The following is a 16,976-nucleotide window of genomic DNA, read 5'->3' as shown; positions in this document are numbered from 1 at the left end:
ACGGGCATGCCCAACGACCACGAGGACCTCGCCCGCTGGCAGGACGTCACACTCCCGGTGGACGAGCGAGTGGCGGACCTCCTGCGGCGGATGACGCTGGAGGAGAAGCTGGCCCAGCTCGGTTCGATCTGGCCCGGAGGCGCCGGTTCCGGCGCCGATGTCGCACCACACCAGCACGAACTGATGGCCGGCAAGGGCGCCGAGCGCATCGACTGGGAGAAGATCGCCGCACCCGGCCTCGGACAGCTGACCCGCCCGTTCGGCACCGCGCCCGTCGACCCCACCGAGGGCGCGGGGGTGCTGGCCAGGACCCAGGCCCGGATCGCGGCCGCCAACCGGTTCGGCATCCCGGCCATCGCCCATGAGGAGTGCCTGGCCGGCTTCACCGCCTGGCAGGCCACCGTCTACCCCACCCCGCTGGCCTGGGGCGCGACGTTCAACCCAGTACTGGTGCGGCGGATGGCCGAGCGGATCGGTGCCGACATGCGCTCGGTCGGCATCCACCAGGGACTGGCGCCGGTGCTGGACGTCACCCGGGACCCCAGATGGGGCCGCACCGAGGAGACCATCGGGGAGGACCCCTACCTGGTCGCCACCCTCGGCTCTGCCTACGTCAGCGGCCTCCAGTCCGCCGGCGTCATCGCCACCCTCAAGCACTTCGTCGGCTACTCGGCCTCCCGCGCCGCCCGGAACCAGGCACCGGTCTCCATGGGACCGCGCGAGATGGCGGACGTCCTGCTGCCGCCCTTCGAGATGGCCCTGCGCGAGGGCGGCGCCCGCTCGGTCATGCACTCCTACTCCGAGGTGGACGGCGTACCGGCCGCCGCCGACCGGGCACTCCTCACCGGCCTGCTCAGGGACGTCTGGGGGTTCACCGGCACCGTGGTGGCCGACTACTTCGGGGTGTCCTTCCTGGAGTCCCTGCACCGGGTCGCGGACTCCGCCGCGGCCGCCGCCGAACTGGCCCTGCGCGCCGGGGTGGACGTGGAACTCCCGGACACCAGCTGTTACGGCGCACCGCTGCACCAGGCGGTCCGGGAAGGGGGGCTCCCGGAGGAACTGGTGGACCGCTCGGTCCTGCGGGTCCTGCGGCACAAGTGCGAACTCGGACTCCTCGACCCCGACTGGGACCCGGTCCCCGACGCCCTGCGCCCGGCCGGCCCCGGGCCGGCGGACCCGACCGACGGCGACCGGCTGGACGCTCCGGCCCCCGCCACGCCGCCCGCCGGTGGCACCGTCGACCTCGACCGGCCGGAGGCCCGGGCACTCGCCCGCCAGGTGGCCGAGCAGTCGGTGGTACTGCTGGCCAACACGGGGGCGCTGCCGCTGCCCTCCGAAGCCCGGATCGCCCTCGTCGGACCACTGGCCGACGACCCGGCCGCGATGTTCGGCTGCTACTCCTTCCCGAGCCACGTGGGCGGTCAGCACCCGGACGTCCCGCTCGGGCTGGAGGTGCCCACCCTCTTGGAGTCGCTGCGGGCCGAACTCCCCGCGGCGACGGTCGACCACGCGGTCGGTTGCGGGGTCAGCGACGAGGAGGACGGGCGGTTGGCGACCGCGGTGCGGCTCGCGAGCGAGGCAGATGTGTGCGTCGCGGTCCTCGGCGACCGCGCCGGGCTCTTCGGACGCGGCACCTCGGGTGAGGGATGCGACGCCGAGGACCTCGCCCTGCCCGGTGTCCAGGGACGGCTGCTGGACGAACTGCTGGCCACCGGGACACCGGTCGTGCTGGTGCTGTTCACCGGACGGCCCTACGCCCTCGGCCGCTACACGGGGCGGCTGGCCGCCGCCGTCCAGTCCTTCTTCCCGGGAGAGGAAGGCGGGCCCGCGGTGGCCGGAGTGCTCTCGGGGCGGGTGTGTCCCTCCGGACGGCTGCCGGTCAGCGTGCCCCGGGAACCGGGCGGGCTGTCCACCGGCTACCTGGCGCCGCGGCTCGGCCGGCGCCACGAGGGGAGCTCCGTCGACCCGACGGCGCTCTTCCCCTTCGGTCACGGCCTGTCCTACACCTCGTTCGACTGGACCCGGGTGCGGGTCGACGGCGCACCGGTACCGGAGGGCGGCGAGTCGGCCATCGAGCTGCCCACCGACGGCGAGGTCACGGTGGCGCTCAGCGTCCGGAACTCCGGCGACCGGGCCGGCACCGAGGTGGTCCAGCTCTACCTGCACGATCCGGCCGCCCAGGTGACCCGGCCCGTGGTGCGGCTGCTCGGCTACGCCCGGGTGCCGCTGGAACCGGGGGAGCGGGCGGAGGTCGCCTTCAAGGTGCACACCGACCTGACGTCGTTCACCGGCCGCACCGGAAGCCGGGTGGTCGAGCCCGGCGATCTGGAACTGCGGCTGTCGGCGTCGAGCGAACTGCACCGGCACACCGTCCGGTTGCGGCTGACCGGTGAGGAGCGGACGGTGGACCACCGCCGGCGGCTCCGCTGCGAGGCGCTCGTCCGGTAGCCGTGCCCGCCGAATGCCGCCGGGGTCCGGGATCCGGCGGCATCGGCGGAGACGTGGAGCAACCGTCCGTCCTCCTGCCCGCCGAACTCCTCCGCCTGGGTGCAACGGCCCCACCGGTCGATGAGCGGCACTGACACGCCGATCAACCCGTCGTCCACCGGCCCCGCTCCCGGATACGGTCCTGTCCGTTGGGTACCGGCCTCCGGCCTCCGCCTCGGCACCGACTTCGACGCGGAGGGAAGGGCCGGCGGGCAGCGGCGGAGGAGGGGAGCGGGAATGGACGGCGGCGAGGGCATCCGCAACGGCGGCGGCGCCCCGGTGATCGTGAGCAACGATCCCTCGGCCTTCCCCTGGAGCGTCTGGCACCACCGGCATCCGCCCCTGGTCCGGCGGATCGAGGAACGCTTCCCCTACGGCCCCGAGCACCGAGCGGCGCTGGAACAACTGCTCGACGAGACTCTGAACGGCAGGATCGAGCCGCTGCCGTCGAGTGCCCGGGGCGCGGGACTCTGGAACGGCCGCTGGGACCGGGGCCACTACGGCGAACGATGGGCCGACGCGCCGTTCCTCTGGGCCGAGAGCTACTTCTACCGCCGACTCCAGGAGGCCACCGGATACTTCGCCGCCGACGGCCCGTGGCGGGGAATCGACTTCTTCGCCCCGGCCAAGCGGGCCGAGTTGAGCGGGGACGCGGTCGGCGGGGAGCTCGCGGTGCTGGACTCGCTGTGCGCCCGTCCGGCGGACGCCCGGACCGACGCCCTGCTGAGCGGCTCGGTCTGGGGCAATCGGGCGGACCTCGGTTTCCAGATCACGGCGGGAGACGGCGACGGGCCGTCGCAGCGGCAGACCGAGCAGAATCTGATCGCCGACGACCGGACCGAACTGCGAGCTCTGCTGACGGAGACCGGTCAGCAGCGGGGGAGGCTCGTCTTCGTCGCCGACAACGCCGGTCGGGAACTCCTCTGGGATCTCGTGCTGATCGACCAGTTGCTGACCTCCGGGCAGGCAGCCGACGTCCTGCTGCACCTCAAACCGCACCCCTACTACGTGTCCGACGCCACGCCCGAGGACCTCCTCGACTGCCTGCGGCGGCTCCGCGGGGAGTCCGGCGCCGCGGGGGAGGCCGGCGGGCGGCTCTGGCGGGCGCTGGCCGAGGGCCGGCTCGTGCCGCGCGCCCACCCGTTCTCCTGCGCTCCACTGCCCTACTCGGAGATGCCCGATGATCTGCGGGCCGACTTCGGTTCCGCCTCCCTGACCCTCATGAAGGGCGATCTGAACTACCGGCGGCTGGTCGGTGACCGGCTCTGGCCTGCCACGACCCCGTTCAGCCGTGCCACGGCCTACTTCCCCGGCCCGGTGGCTGCGCTCCGCACCCTGAAGTCCGAAGTCGTGACCGGCCTCGGCGGCACGCTGCTCGAGGAGTTGGAGGCCACCGGTGAGGACTGGCGCACCAGCGGCTCCTACGCCCTGGTGCAGGTCCGCTTCTGAACGGACGATCGGGCGGACGGCGGGCGGGCCGGCGACCGGAACGGGACATGCGTGGGAGGGGATCGGAAATCCACCGGAAAAAGCGGAAATTCGCAATGATGTCGACTATGGATGAGGCGGAGAGGCGGAAACGGGCCAACGAACTCCAGCGATACCTGGACGGACTGGCGGAGCGCATGGCCCCCGAGTCGCACCAGTTGCTGATGAAGATCCTCCAGGCGTTGAACACCGCCCTCTCCCAGGGCGGCGGGGACACCCAGATCGAGATGACCGCGGAGGACAAGGCGCTGTTCACCGAGGAGTTCCAGCGGGAGCTGCGCACGGTGATGGGCATGCTGGACTTCACCGAGGAACAGGTGGTCATCGACATCGCGGAGGATGCGGCCGACCAGGGGCCGGATGCCGAGCGCCTTCGGCCGGGCACGGCCGCTGAGCGGGCCGTGGACCAACGCGAGCGGGACCGGCGCGAGGTCGAGTCCATCGCCAGGGCCAGTGGTATGGAGCCCTGAGGCCCGCCGGGGCCGGGCCCCTCCGCCGGCGCGGCCCGGTGGCGTTCATCGAACGTTGATGAGATGTTGATCCGCCACCACCAGGGTGGCTGCATGCTGATCGACTTCATCAGTCCGGCGCAGGACGTTCCGGACTGGCAGGAACGCGCGCTCTGCGCGCAGATCGGGCCGGAGTTCTTCTTCCCGGAGGCCGGCGGCTCCACTCGGGAGGCCAAACGCGTGTGCCAGGAGTGTTCCGAGCGCGCGTTGTGTCTGCAGTACGCGCTGGAGAACGACGAGCGCTTCGGAGTGTGGGGCGGGCTGTCGGAGCAGGAACGGCGGGACCTGCGCCGGTCCGGCGGACAGACCGCCGCCTGAGCTTCCGCCTCGCCTGGTCCGGAGCCACCGGGGCGGACCTCGGCCCCGCCGGGTGCGGTCGTAGAGTGTGCTGGCCCGACGCATCGACGCATCGACGCATCGGCACCGGCCGGCTCCGACGTCCGGCGGGAACCCCTCGCCCAGGAGCGAACCGTGCAGCAGCTCACGTACGGCGATGTCAGGTCCGCGGCCGGCCGGATCGCGGGCAGGGTCCGGCAGGTGACCCTGGCCCGGCTGGACCCGGACGCGTCCCAAGGCAGCCGGGACGGCCTGGGACCCGACGTCCCACAGGGGCCCGGTGAGGTCTGGCTGGCGCTCGAGTTCATGCAGCACACCGGGTCGTTCAAGGCCCGTGGGGCGCAGAACTTCCTACTGGCGCACCGAGAGGCGGGGACCCTGCCGGAGGCGGGGGTGACTATCGCCTCCGGGGGCAACGCCGGACTCGCCTGTGCCTGGGCCGCCCGGCAGCAGGGGGTCACCGCCACCGTCTTCGTCCCGGCCACCGCCCCCGCGGTGAAGGTCGCCGGACTGCGCGCCTACGGCGCCGAGGTCCGGCAGGTGGGCACCGAGTACGCCGAGTCCCGGGCCGCCTGCGAGCGATTCGCCGCCGAGACCGGGGCGCTCACCTCGCAGGCGTACGACCATCCGCTGATCGCGGCCGGCGCCGGCACCCTGCTGGAGGAGGTGTGCTCCCAGCTCCCCGGCCTCGACACGGTGCTGGTCGCCGTCGGTGGCGGTGGACTCTTCGCCGGGGTCGCCACCGCGGCCCGCGAGCACGGGGTGCGGACCGTGGCGGTGGAGCCGGAGAACTGCCGGGCGTTGAACGCCGCGCTGGAGGCAGGCTCACCGGTGGACGTCCCGGTCGACTCGGTGGCGGCGGACTCCCTCGGCGCCCGCCGTGTCTCCGCCCTGGCCCTGCACGCGGCCCGGCAGGTGGGGGCGGATTCCCTGACCGTCCCGGACACCGGGATCCTGCGGGCCCGGCAACAGCTGTGGGACCACTGCCGGATCGCCGTCGAGCACGGCACCGCGGCCGCGTTCGCCGCCCTCACGGCCGGATGGTCCCGGCCGCCGGGCCAGGAGCGGACGGCGGGGGCGCCAATCCGGGGCTACCGGCCCGCCGCAGGTGAGAAGGTGTGCGTGGTGCTCTGCGGAGCGAACACCGACCCCGCCGATCTGGTGGGACGGGCCGACAGCTGACGTCTTTGTCAGCCCTGGCGGCCCGGCAGGCGGTGGCGGTTCGTTCCGGTCGCCCCGGGCGACCCGGACCGAGCGATCCGCCCGTCATGCGGACAAAGTTCCCTCACTTTGGCCACTGCCTTGGCCTGGGCTTAACCTACGGCTACGTAACCTACGGAGCCGTAGGTGCACCCTCGCCTCCCCAGGAGCCTCTGTGACGATCAGCCCCAGCCCTCTCGCGACCTCGGAGACATGGACCGACGCCCGACTCCTCTACGCCCTCGAAGAGGTGGTCGAGACCGAACTCAACCGTCACCTCACCGTCGCCAAGGACTGGATGCCGCACGAGTACGTTCCCTGGAGTGAGGGGCGGGACTTCGACGGTGTCATGGGCGGCGAACCGTGGGCCCCGGAGCAGTCGAAGGTCAGCGCGATCGGGCGAACCGCCCTCGTGGTGAACCTGCTGACGGAGGACAACCTGCCCAGCTACCACCATGAGATCGCCACCCTCTTCGGCCGCGACGGCGCCTGGGGCAACTGGGTGCACCGCTGGACGGCGGAGGAGGGCCGGCACGGCATCGTCATGCGGGACTACCTGCTGACCACCCGAGCCGTCGACCCGGTCGAGCTGGAACGCTTCCGGATGGCGCACATGTCGGAGGGGTTCGAGTCGGACAACCGCCACAGCATGCTGCACTCGGTGGCGTACGTGGCCTTCCAGGAACTCGCCACCCGCATATCGCACCGAAACACCGGCCACCACTCCGGCGACCCGGTGTGCGACCGGATGCTGGCCCGGATAGCAACCGACGAGAACCTCCACATGGTCTTCTACCGGAACCTGCTCCGGAAGGCCTTCGAGCTCGCCCCCGACCAGACCATGGCCGCGGTGCGTGACGTCGTCGTCAACTTCCGGATGCCGGGGCACGGCATGCCCGGCTTCGAACGGGCCGCCGCCCAGATGGCCATCGGCGGGATATACAACCTGCGGATCCACCACGACGACGTGCTCCAGCCGGTGTTGCGCTTCCTGAAGGCGCTGGACATCTCCGGACTCGGGCCGGAGGGGCTCGCCGCCCAGGAGGAACTGGGCCTGTTCATGGAGGGCCTGGACGGACAGGCCACCAAGTTCGACGAGCGCCGTGAGGCGCTCCTCGCACGCCGAGCGGCCCGTCGGGAAGCCGCCGGCTGAAAACCCTGACCGACCCCGGCGCCGCCGTTCGACGGGCGGGGCGCCGGGGGCGGTCGGAACCACGACTGGCCGCCGGGGCGCCCGGGGCGGATCACGGGGTGGGGCGACGGTGAAAAAGAGGGAAGGACCGGTGCCTGGGCACCGGTCCTTCCCTTTCCAGTAGCGGGGACAGGATTTGAACCTGCGACCTCTGGGTTATGAGCCCAGCGAGCTACCGAGCTGCTCCACCCCGCGTCGTTGACCTTGACTCTACGGGGCGGCCGCCGCATCGCCAAATCGGGATCGTCGGCTGTCGACGATCCCCGACGCCGCAGCCGTGTCCGCCCGTTCCCGGAACCGTGGGCCGCCGGTGGCCGGCGTGCCCTCCCCGGCACCGGCGGCTGCGGTCCGAGCGGTCAGAAGGTCAGGGACGACGGAGCAGCGCCGCCAGTTCCCGGTCCAGGTTCCGGCACGGCTCTTCCCGGCCCCACGGGACCATGGCGTAGCAGTGGTCGAGGAAGCGCCGCAGCTCCGCGGTGCTGAGCTGGACCAGGGCCATCCCCTCGGGTGCGTGGAACTCCAGCACGGTGACCGCGCTGCTGACCGGCTGCACCCGGATGTCCCCTTCCCCGGAGGGCTTCCGCAGGCCGGCGGCGAGCAGGTCCCGGGCGAAGACCCAGGAGACGTCGGAGCCGGCGAGCGAGGCCTGCGGAGGGAAGCTGATGGTGACCGCCAGGGGATCGCGGCAGGCATAGCGGAGCAACGCGGAGACATCGGTGACCTCTGATCCGGTCCCGATGAGTCCGGCTCCGACCGTTCGCTCGATGAGTTGGGACAACGCCTGCCTCCTCGATCGCTCAGGTTCTCCCAGCGGGCGCCCGAGGTCGGCGGTGGTCCTTCGTCCTCCGCCGTCTTCGGCCGACGCCCTCACCTCTCTGACGGTCGGGCGGCCTTCCGGTGTTCGTTCCGCGGAGGTGAGATCCGTCACGGGGGCCGGTGGCGGGGCCGGAGCGGGGCGCCGCCGGGGGAGTGAGGGAGGATGAGGCTTGTGCGAAGTGGAACACGTTCTTAACATCACTGATGTTACATCAACACTGTCACAGAGCTGGAGCCTTGATGGCAGCCGCAGCAGCCGGGCCGGGCCCGTTGGCCGGAGTACGCGTCGTGGAGTTGGCCGGCATCGGACCGGCGCCGTTCGCCGCGATGCTCCTCGCCGACCTCGGCGCCGACGTGGTGCGCGTCGACCGTCCGGGCGGTTCCGGCCTGGGGGTCGATCCGGCGGTAGACCTCACCAACCGGAACAAGCGCTCGGTGCTGCTCGATCTCAAGACCTCCGAGGGGGTGGCCACCGCCCTCGACCTCGCGGCCCGTGCCGACATCCTGCTGGAGGGGTACCGGCCGGGGGTCGCCGAGCGGTTGGGGATCGGCCCGGAGGAGTGTCTGGCCCGCAACCCGCGTCTGGTGTACGGGCGGATGACGGGTTGGGGGCAGGAGGGGCCACTGGCCCGGCGGGCCGGACACGACATCGGCTACATCGCCGTCACCGGGGCGCTGGGCATGATCGGTCCGGCCGACGGCCCGCCGACCGTCCCCGCCAACCTCCTCGGCGACTACGCGGGCGGGTCCCTGTACCTCGTCGTCGGCGTGCTCGCCGCGCTGCAGCACGCCCGCACCTCCGGGACGGGGCAGACCGTCGACGCGGCGATCGTCGACGGCACCGCGCACCTCGGAGCCATGATCCACGCCATGCTCGCCGCCGGCAGGTGGCAGGATCGCCGGGGAGTCAACCTCCTCGACGGCGGCGCACCCTTCTACGGAACCTTCGAGACCGCCGACGGTGGTCACATGGCGGTCGGCCCCCTGGAGGATCGGTTCTACGCCGAGTTCACCCGACTCCTCGGCGGAGCCGAGGAACTGCCGGACCGCAGCGACCCGGCCCGTTGGGAGGAGCTCCGCGCGGCCCTCGCCGCCCGCTTCCGGACCCGCACCCGCGAGGAGTGGACAGCCGTCTTCGAAGGTTCGGACGCCTGCGTGGCGCCCGTGCTCTCACTCCGGGAGGCGCCTGACCACCCGCATCTCTCGGCCCGCGCCACCTTCACCGAAGAGGACGGGATCGTCCAGCCCGCACCGGCCCCTCGCTTCTCGGCGACCCCCACGGCGCTGCGCAGACCGCCGGCGAGGCCGGGTGCGGACTCCGCCGAGGTGGCCCGAGACTGGGATGTGCCCGCGCTGCGGGAGCGGCACCCGCCACCGGCGGATGAATCCGGCTGATGACCCGCTGGCGGCCCCCTACCCTCGGCTGAGCAGCCCCACTGCCCCCGCCCGACCGCTTCCCCCGACCGTGAGCTCCGAAAGGCTGCTGGAGAAATGACCACCGACGCGTACGTCTACGACGCCATCCGCACCCCGCGCGGGCGAGGGAAGCCGAACGGCGCCCTGCACGGAACCAAGCCGATCGACCTCGTGGTCGGCCTCATCCACGAGATCCTGCGCCGCTTCCCGGACCTCGACCCGGCCGCCGTCGACGATGTCGTGCTCGGAGTCGTCAGCCCGATCGGCGACCAGGGCTCCGACATCGCCAAGACCGCGGCCATCGCCGCCGGCCTACCGGACACCGTCGCCGGGGTGCAGGAGAACCGCTTCTGCGCCTCGGGCCTGGAAGCCGTCAACCTCGCCGCGGCCAAGGTGCGCTCAGGCTGGGAGGACCTCGTGCTCGCCGGTGGGGTCGAGTCGATGTCCCGGGTCCGGATCGGCTCCGACGGCGGCGCCTGGGCCATGGACCCCATGACCAACCACGAGACGTCCTTCGTTCCGCAGGGGGTGGGAGCCGACCTGATCGCCACCCTGGAGGGGCTCTCCCGAAAGGACGTCGACACCTTCGCCGCGCTCTCCCAGGAACGGGCGGCGACCGCCTGGAAGGAGGGCCGTTTCGACCGTTCGGTGGTGCCGGTCCGCGACCGCAGCGGTCTCGTCGTCCTCGACCAGGACGAGCACATGCGGCCGGGGACCACGCCCGAGAGCCTCGGCGGCCTCAAGCCCTCCTTCGCGAAGATCGGCGAGGCCGGCGGCTTCGACGCGGTGGCACTGCAGAAGTACCACTGGCTCGAGTCCATCGACCACGTCCACCACGCCGGCAACTCCTCGGGCATCGTGGACGGTTCGGCGCTGGTGGCCATCGGCAACCGCGAGGTGGGGGAGCGGTACGGACTCGCCCCCCGCGCCCGCGTCCTCTCGGCCGCCGTGTCGGGGGCCGATCCGACGATCATGCTGACCGGTCCCGCACCCGCCTCCCACAAGGCGCTCCGCAAAGCCGGGCTGACCATCGAGGACATCGACCTGGTCGAGATCAACGAGGCGTTCGCGGCCGTGGTCCTGCGCTACGTCCGGGAGATGGGACTCGACCTGGAGCAGGTCAACGTCAACGGCGGCGCCATCGCCATGGGACACCCGCTCGGCGCGACCGGGGCGATGATCCTCGGCACGCTCATCGACGAACTGGAGCGGCGCGACCAGCGCTACGGCCTGGCCACCCTGTGCGTCGGCGGCGGTATGGGCATCGCCACCGTCGTCGAGCGACTCTGACGCGCCCCCGGTACCCCTTGAGCTACGGAGAACCCCCTATGAGCGAGATCAACACCATCGGCTGGGAACAGGACGACACCGGGGTCGTGACCCTCGTCCTGGACGATCCGGAACAGTCCGCGAACACCATGAACGCAGCCTTCCGCTCCTCGCTGTCGGCCGTCGTCGACCGCCTGGTGGCCGAGTCGGACACGGTGCGGGGCGTCATCGTCACCTCGGCGAAGAAGACCTTCTTCGCCGGCGGCGACCTGCGGGACCTCCGCAGCCTCGGGCCGGAGCAGGCGCAGCAGGCGTTCGACTCCGGGATGGCGGTCAAACGCGCCCTGCGACGTCTGGAGACGCTCGGCAAGCCGGTGGTCGCCGCGATCAACGGCGCGGCCCTCGGTGGCGGTTTCGAGCTCGCGCTCGCCTGCCACCACCGGATCGCCCTGGACGCACCGGGCTCCAAGATCGGATGCCCCGAGGTGAGCCTCGGGCTCCTGCCGGGCGGCGGCGGAGTCGTCCGCACCGTACGGCTGCTCGGCATCGCCGACGCGCTGCTGAAGGTCCTTCTGCAGGGCACCCGGTACAGCCCGGTACGCGCGCGGGAGGCCGGTCTCGTCCACCAGGTCGCGAGCAGCCGGGAGGAGATGCTGACCCTGGCCCGCGAGTTCATCGACGCCAACCCGGAGTCCCGGCAACCCTGGGACACCGAGGGCTACCGGATCCCGGGCGGCGACCCGTCCCACCCGAAGTTCGCGGCGAACCTGCCGGCCTTCCCCGCGAACCTGAAGAAGCAGACCGCGGGCGCACCGTACCCGGCGCCGCGCAACATCCTCGCCGCCGCCGTCGAGGGAGCACAGGTCGACTTCGAGACGGCCCAGGTCATCGAGGCGCGTTACTTCACCGAGCTGGTCATCGGCCAGACCGCCAAGAACATGATCCAGGCCTTCTTCTTCGACCTCCAGGCCGTGAACTCCGGGGCCGGCCGGCCGAGCGGGGTGGCGTCGCGCACCGTCCGCAAGGTGGCCGTGCTCGGCGCCGGGATGATGGGCGCCGGAATCGCCTACTCCTGCGCGCGGGCCGGGATGGAGGTCCTTCTCAAGGACGTCTCCCGGGAAGCCGCCGAGCGGGGCAAGGCCTACTCCGCCGGGCTGCTGGCGAAGGCGGTGGCCAAGGGACGCACCACCGAGGAGGAGCGGGACGCCCTGCTGGCGCGGATCACCCCGGTCACCGACCCCGCAGAACTGGCCGGCTGCGAAGCGGTGATCGAGGCGGTCTTCGAGGACCCCTCCGTCAAGCACGAGGTCTTCAAGGAGATCGAGGGGGTGGTCGAGCCGGACGCGCTGCTGTGCTCCAACACCTCGACGCTGCCGATCGGCATGCTCGCCGAAGGCGTCCAGCGCCCCGCGGACTTCATCGGCCTGCACTTCTTCTCCCCGGTCGACAAGATGCCGCTGGTGGAGATCGTCAAGGGCGAGCGGACCAGTGAGGAGGCGCTGGCCCGCGCCTTCGACCTGGTGCGGCAGATCCGCAAGACGCCGATCGTCGTCAACGACTCGCGCGGGTTCTTCACCTCCAGGGTGATCGGACACTTCATCAACGAAGGTGTGGCGATGGTCGGGGAGGGCATCGACCCCGCCACCGTCGAGCAGGCCGCCGCCCAGGCCGGGTACCCGGCCAAGGTGCTGTCGCTGGTGGACGAGCTGACGCTCACCCTGCCGCGGAGGATCCGCGAGGAGTCCCGACGCGCCGTCGAGGAGGCGGGCGGCACCTGGCAGCCGCACCCGGCCGAAGCCGTGATCGACCGGATGATCGACGAGTTCGGACGGACCGGCCGGGCCGGGGGCGCCGGCTTCTACGACTACGCGGACGGTGAGCGGGCCGGCCTCTGGCCGGGTCTGCGTGAGCACTTCCTGTCGGGTCGGCGGACGCCGGAGGAGGTCACGTTCGCCGACCTGAAGGAGCGGATGCTGTTCGTCGAGGCCATCGACAGCGTCCGCTGCCTGGAGGAGAACGTCCTCACCTCGGTGGCCGACGCCAACATCGGCTCGATCCTCGGCATCGGCTTCCCGGGCTGGACCGGCGGGGTCCTCCAGTACATCAACGGCTACGAGGGTGGCCTGCCCGGTTTCGTGGCCCGTGCCCGCGAACTCCAGGAGGCCTACGGCGACCGGTTCGCCCCGCCCCGACTGCTGGTGGAGAAGGCCGAGCGGGGAGAGAGCTTCACCGACGAGCGATGAGCGGCGCCGCGCCGAGGCGCGCGGTGCCCGTCTGCTGCGGGGCTCACTCCTCCCGGGGTGAGGCCCGCAGCTCCTCCCGCATCGAGCGCTGAAAGGCCGTCACCAGCGCCTGTACCACCATCGGCTGCATCTGGGCCGACAGCGTGCGCATCGCCTCATCGTCGTCGTCCGGTTCGCTGCCGCGCAGCCGGTAGGGCTCCCACACCTCCGCGTGGAAGAGGCGGCTCAACTCACGGGCGGCCTCCCTGGTGTGCCCGAGGACCACCTGCCGGGCCGCCCGTATCGTCTCCAGGCCGACCGGCAGGTCCAGCAGCCGCAACCCCAGATGGAGGATGCCGGCGTCCACCTCGAAGACGGTGGGCTCAGCGGTCCGGGACAGGACGCCCATCGCGGCCAGCCGCTCGACGTCGTCCTCCTCCAACGGGCGCCCGGCCCGCCGCTCCAGTTGCTCCCGGGTCGTCTCCTCCGCCGACTCCGGGGCCCAGGAGGCCACCAGCGCCCGGTGGATCGCCAGATCCTGGGCGTGCAGATCGGGGGGCAACCGCCGCAGGTAGCGCTCGACGCCGGCGAGCGTCATCCCCTGGTTCCGGAGCTCCTCGATCAGGGCCAGCCGCGCCAGATGCCGGGAACCGTAACGGCCCACCCGCCGCGGGCCTATCTCCGGGGGCGGCAGGAGCCCCCGGGTGCCGTAGAAGCGGACCGTGCGGACCGTCACGCCTGCCCGGGCGGCCAGCTCGTCTACCGTCAGCCCGTCGGCTGCGAGCGGCTGGGGCATGGGCTGGCCTCGCTCTCTGGTTGGCGGAAAGATCCCGGGTGAGCCAAGACTACGGTCGATGTACCGGGGGCTGGAGTGGGACGCCCGACGGGGGGTACCCAGGAAGCCGGCCACAAGTTCGCTGGGGGCGGTGTGACCAGGGAGAACGATATCGGGACCAGCGGCGGGACGGGCGAGGCGGAGCGGTCCACGCCGGCCCCGCCGCCGGTCGGAGGCGTGCTGTGGAGCATCGCGGGCGACCTCCGGGCCGTGATGTCGCTGCCCGCCGCGCTGGTGATGCAGGTGGCGCACCCGGCGGTCAGCGCCGGGGTGGACGACTACTCGGTCTTCCGCACCGACCCCTGGGGGCGAGCCGAGCGCTCGCTCCGCTCCCTCCAGCTGTGGGTCTACGGCGGAGAGCGGGCGGCAGAGGAGGGACGCCGGCTCCGTCGCCTCCACGCCTCCATCCAGGGCACCGATGCCCATGGCCGTCCCTACCGGGCCCTGACTCCGGACGTCTACGCCTGGGTGCACGCCACCGGCTTCCCGGTCTACCAGCACGCCCAGCGCTACCTGGGCCGCCCCTTCAGCCCCGCCCAGGAGCGCCAGCTCTACGCGGAGTGGCTGCGGGTCGGCCGGATCCTCGGCCTCCGGGACCAGGACATGCCGCGGTCGCCGGAGGAGTTCTGGCCGTACTACCGCGCCATGCTGCGCGACGTGATCGAACCGACCCGGATCAGCCAGGAGCTCACCTCCCTCGACCTCTCCGTCCCACCGCCGGACCGCGGTCCGGCGGTGCTGCGCAAGTTGGCCCGGGCGGCCTGGCCCGTGCTGCTGCCCCCGCTGACGCGGGCGCGCCGCTTCCTGACCGTCGGACTGATGCCCCCGGAAGCCCGGGAGGCGATCGGCCTGGAGTGGACCGAGCGGCAGGAGCGGGCCCTGCGCCGCCTCGGCAAGGCGGTGCGGGCCGTGGTACCCGTGTTGCCGGAGCGGCTGCGCTATCTTCCGATCGCCCGGGAGGCCCGCCGGGAAGCCCGCCGGACGGGCCTGGGGCCGGCGCGGGCGGCCGGGCGCAGGAAGTGGCCGGCGCTCCGGGTGACCGGACGGCCGCCCTCCCCGGGCGACGGCCTCTTCGGGACGGGAGCCGAGCCCGAGCCGGATGGCTGAAACGGGCCGTCGGAAGCCGCTTTTCCGTCCTTTTGCCCTCGGTGAGCGGCCGGTAGCGTCCCGCCCGTGCTGATACGTGCGCGGAGCACCCGCATCCAACGGAGAATCGTCTTGACGGCCGTCGGTGCGCTGACGGCCTTACTCGTCCCTCCCACCGGCACGGCCCAGGCCGCCGCACCGCAGGAGAGCAGACCCGTCTACTCCTACGAAGACGCGATACGCGAGTCGGTGTGGGTGGACACCGGCTTGGACGGCGACTCGGACGGACGGCCCGACCGGGTCGCCGTCGACGTGATCAGACCCCTCGAGCCCGCGCGACAGGGGCGGCGTGTCCCCGCCATCATGGACGCAAGTCCCTACTACTCCTGCTGCGGGCGCGGCAACGAGAGCCAGCGGAAGACCTACGACGCCGACGGCGCCCCCCTTCAGTTCCCGCTCTACTACGACAACTACTTCGTGCCGCGCGGCTACGCCGTGGTCCTGGTGGACCTCGCCGGCACCAACCGCTCCGACGGGTGCGTCGACGTGGGCGGGCCGTCGGACGTCCGGTCGGCCAAGGCGGTCGTGGACTGGCTCGGCGGCCGCGCCCGCGGCTACAGCCGGCCCGCCGGCGGTGAAACGGTCCGAGCCGACTGGTCCGACGGATCGACCGGAATGATCGGTAAGAGCTATGACGGCACCATCGCCAACGCGGTGGCCGCCACCGGGGTGGCCGGGCTCAAGACCATCGTCCCGATCGGCGCCATCAGCTCCTGGTACGACTACTACTTCGCCGAGGGCGCGCCGCTCTACGACAGCGGCCCCGACTGGCTCTCCGACTACGTCGAGAGCCCCGCGGCCCGAGGGCGCTGCCAGGCGGTGCAGCAGCGGTTGGTCGAGGGGGCACCCCGCAGCGGCGACCTGACCCCGCTCTGGCGGCAACGCGACTACCCGCCGAACGCGGACCGGGTGCACGCCAGCGTCTTCGTGGTCCATGGCCTACAGGACCTCAACGTCCGCGCCAAGCACTTCGGCCAGTGGTGGGATGCCCTCGCCGAACAGGGCGTCAGGCGGAAGATCTGGCTCAGCCAGACCGGCCACGTCGACCCCTTCGACTTCCGCCGCGCCGAATGGGTCAGCACCCTGCACCGCTGGTTCGACCACGAGCTGATGGGCTACGACAACGGCATCGACCGGGAACCGATGGCGGACGTCGAAACAGCGCCGGACCGATGGACGACCCACCGGTCGTGGCCGTCCGCGGACGCCCGGACCACCACCCTGCTGCCCGACATCGGCGAGGACGCCGGGGTGGGCACCCTGAGTCTGGAGCCGGCCCGCGACGGCCTTGAGGAGTCGTTCACCGACGACCCGACGTCGAGCGAGACCGAATGGGCCGCGAACATCGATATGTCGACACCGGAGAAGGTGGGCTTCCGCACCGCGCCGCTCAGCCGGGACCTGCGGCTCTCGGGCGCCGGAGAGGTGACCGTCACCGCGAGGGCCTCCACCGACAGCGCCCACCTCTCGGCGGTCCTCGTCGACCTCGGTCCGGACACCATCCGGGACTACGCGGACTCCGGCGAGGGCATCAGCACGCTCCCGGAGACCGACTGCTGGGGAGAGAGCTCCGGAGCCGACAGTGCCTGCTACAAGAAGACCCGCGCCAGCACCGCCGAAGTCGACTACACCGTCTTCAGCCGAGGTTGGGCGGATCTCGGCAACCATGCGGGGGACGGCACCGGGCGTCCGCTGACGCCCGGTGAGAGCTACTCGATCACCATCGCCCTGCACCCCAGCGACCACGTGGTGCCCGCCGGGCACCGGCTGGCTCTGGTCGTCGCGGGCACCGACGGGGGATTCATCGACCCGCCGGCTTCCACTCCGCGGCTCAGTGTCGATCTGGCGCGGACCTCGGCCCGACTTCCCCTCGTCGGGGGCGCCGACGCCTTCGCCCGGGCCACCGGAGGCAGCCTACTGCGGCCGGGCGGGGCGGAGACCGCCGCGCTCCGCGGTCTCCCCGGTGTGTACGCCGCCCCACCGGTGCCGTGAAGGCCCCCTCCGCCCGGCGGTCCTGCTCCACCTACCGGCGGACGGCGGATGGACCGAACCGAGCCCCG

At 72.1% G+C, this 16,976-nt stretch carries 13 protein-coding genes and 1 tRNA gene; 11 read left to right on the top strand and 3 right to left on the bottom strand.

Annotation, left to right across the window (positions count from 1 at the left end; translation table 11 throughout):
* Window positions 1-6 precede the first annotated feature (6 nt).
* The 6 genes from BGP73_RS05560 (at window position 7) to BGP73_RS05535 (ending at window position 7,173) form a co-directional block, all read left to right on the top strand.
* Window positions 7-2,448 (top strand): glycoside hydrolase family 3 N-terminal domain-containing protein, encoded by a 2,442-nt coding sequence (locus BGP73_RS05560; protein ID WP_069812342.1) that lies wholly within the window; start codon window positions 7-9, stop codon window positions 2,446-2,448.
* A 276-nt stretch (window positions 2,449-2,724) separates the two neighbouring features.
* Entirely contained in the window at window positions 2,725-3,936 is a 1,212-nt protein-coding gene (locus tag BGP73_RS05555; protein WP_069812341.1) for a damage-control phosphatase ARMT1 family protein, read from the top strand.
* A 98-nt stretch (window positions 3,937-4,034) separates the two neighbouring features.
* Complete coding sequence (locus tag BGP73_RS05550; RefSeq protein WP_069812912.1) at window positions 4,035-4,445, top strand: hypothetical protein; 411 nt, start codon at window positions 4,035-4,037, stop codon at window positions 4,443-4,445.
* 93 nt (window positions 4,446-4,538) lie between these two features.
* On the top strand, window positions 4,539-4,802 hold the full coding sequence (locus BGP73_RS05545; RefSeq protein ID WP_069812911.1) for a WhiB family transcriptional regulator: 264 nt from the start codon (window positions 4,539-4,541) through the stop codon (window positions 4,800-4,802).
* Window positions 4,803-4,955: 153 nt separating this feature from the next.
* Complete coding sequence (locus tag BGP73_RS05540; RefSeq protein WP_069812340.1) at window positions 4,956-6,002, top strand: threonine/serine dehydratase; 1,047 nt, start codon at window positions 4,956-4,958, stop codon at window positions 6,000-6,002.
* Between the two features lie 193 nt (window positions 6,003-6,195).
* Window positions 6,196-7,173 (top strand): acyl-ACP desaturase, encoded by a 978-nt coding sequence (locus tag BGP73_RS05535; RefSeq protein ID WP_069812339.1) that lies wholly within the window; start codon window positions 6,196-6,198, stop codon window positions 7,171-7,173.
* A 160-nt stretch (window positions 7,174-7,333) separates the two neighbouring features.
* On the opposite strand, the gene BGP73_RS05530 is transcribed toward BGP73_RS05535, so the two are convergent.
* Window positions 7,334-7,407 (bottom strand) — tRNA-Met (locus BGP73_RS05530).
* A gap of 169 nt (window positions 7,408-7,576) precedes the next feature.
* The gene (locus tag BGP73_RS05525) at window positions 7,577-7,990 is read right to left on the bottom strand and encodes an SsgA family sporulation/cell division regulator (protein WP_069812338.1); all 414 of its coding nucleotides are present in this window, start codon (window positions 7,988-7,990) and stop codon (window positions 7,577-7,579) included.
* Window positions 7,991-8,268: 278 nt separating this feature from the next.
* Between BGP73_RS05525 and BGP73_RS05520 the strand changes: the two genes are divergently transcribed.
* From BGP73_RS05520 to BGP73_RS05510, 3 genes are all read left to right on the top strand, one after another.
* On the top strand, window positions 8,269-9,423 hold the full coding sequence (locus BGP73_RS05520; protein WP_069812337.1) for a CaiB/BaiF CoA transferase family protein: 1,155 nt from the start codon (window positions 8,269-8,271) through the stop codon (window positions 9,421-9,423).
* 96 nt (window positions 9,424-9,519) lie between these two features.
* The gene (locus tag BGP73_RS05515; protein WP_069812336.1) at window positions 9,520-10,734 is read left to right on the top strand and encodes an acetyl-CoA C-acetyltransferase; all 1,215 of its coding nucleotides are present in this window, start codon (window positions 9,520-9,522) and stop codon (window positions 10,732-10,734) included.
* 38 nt (window positions 10,735-10,772) lie between these two features.
* A complete protein-coding gene (locus BGP73_RS05510; protein WP_069812335.1) occupies window positions 10,773-12,956 on the top strand; it encodes a 3-hydroxyacyl-CoA dehydrogenase NAD-binding domain-containing protein in 2,184 nt (727 codons plus the stop codon).
* A gap of 43 nt (window positions 12,957-12,999) precedes the next feature.
* Here the strand turns inward: BGP73_RS05510 and BGP73_RS05505 are convergent, their stop codons facing one another.
* Window positions 13,000-13,731, bottom strand: a complete 732-nt coding sequence (locus BGP73_RS05505; protein ID WP_069812334.1) for a MerR family transcriptional regulator — start codon at window positions 13,729-13,731, stop codon at window positions 13,000-13,002.
* Between the two features lie 132 nt (window positions 13,732-13,863).
* Between BGP73_RS05505 and BGP73_RS05500 the strand changes: the two genes are divergently transcribed.
* Together BGP73_RS05500 and BGP73_RS05495 are read left to right on the top strand one after the other, a co-directional pair.
* The gene (locus tag BGP73_RS05500) at window positions 13,864-14,877 is read left to right on the top strand and encodes an oxygenase MpaB family protein (protein WP_079127219.1); all 1,014 of its coding nucleotides are present in this window, start codon (window positions 13,864-13,866) and stop codon (window positions 14,875-14,877) included.
* Between the two features lie 111 nt (window positions 14,878-14,988).
* Entirely contained in the window at window positions 14,989-16,908 is a 1,920-nt protein-coding gene (locus BGP73_RS05495; protein ID WP_374701121.1) for a Xaa-Pro dipeptidyl-peptidase, read from the top strand.
* Window positions 16,909-16,976: the final 68 nt, after the last annotated feature.

This window comes from Streptomyces sp. TP-A0874 (genome assembly GCF_001748085.1).
Lineage (GTDB): Bacteria > Actinomycetota > Actinomycetes > Streptomycetales > Streptomycetaceae > Streptomyces.
Note: the sequence above shows the minus strand (reverse complement) of the source record. Positions and strands in the feature narration are given on the sequence as shown.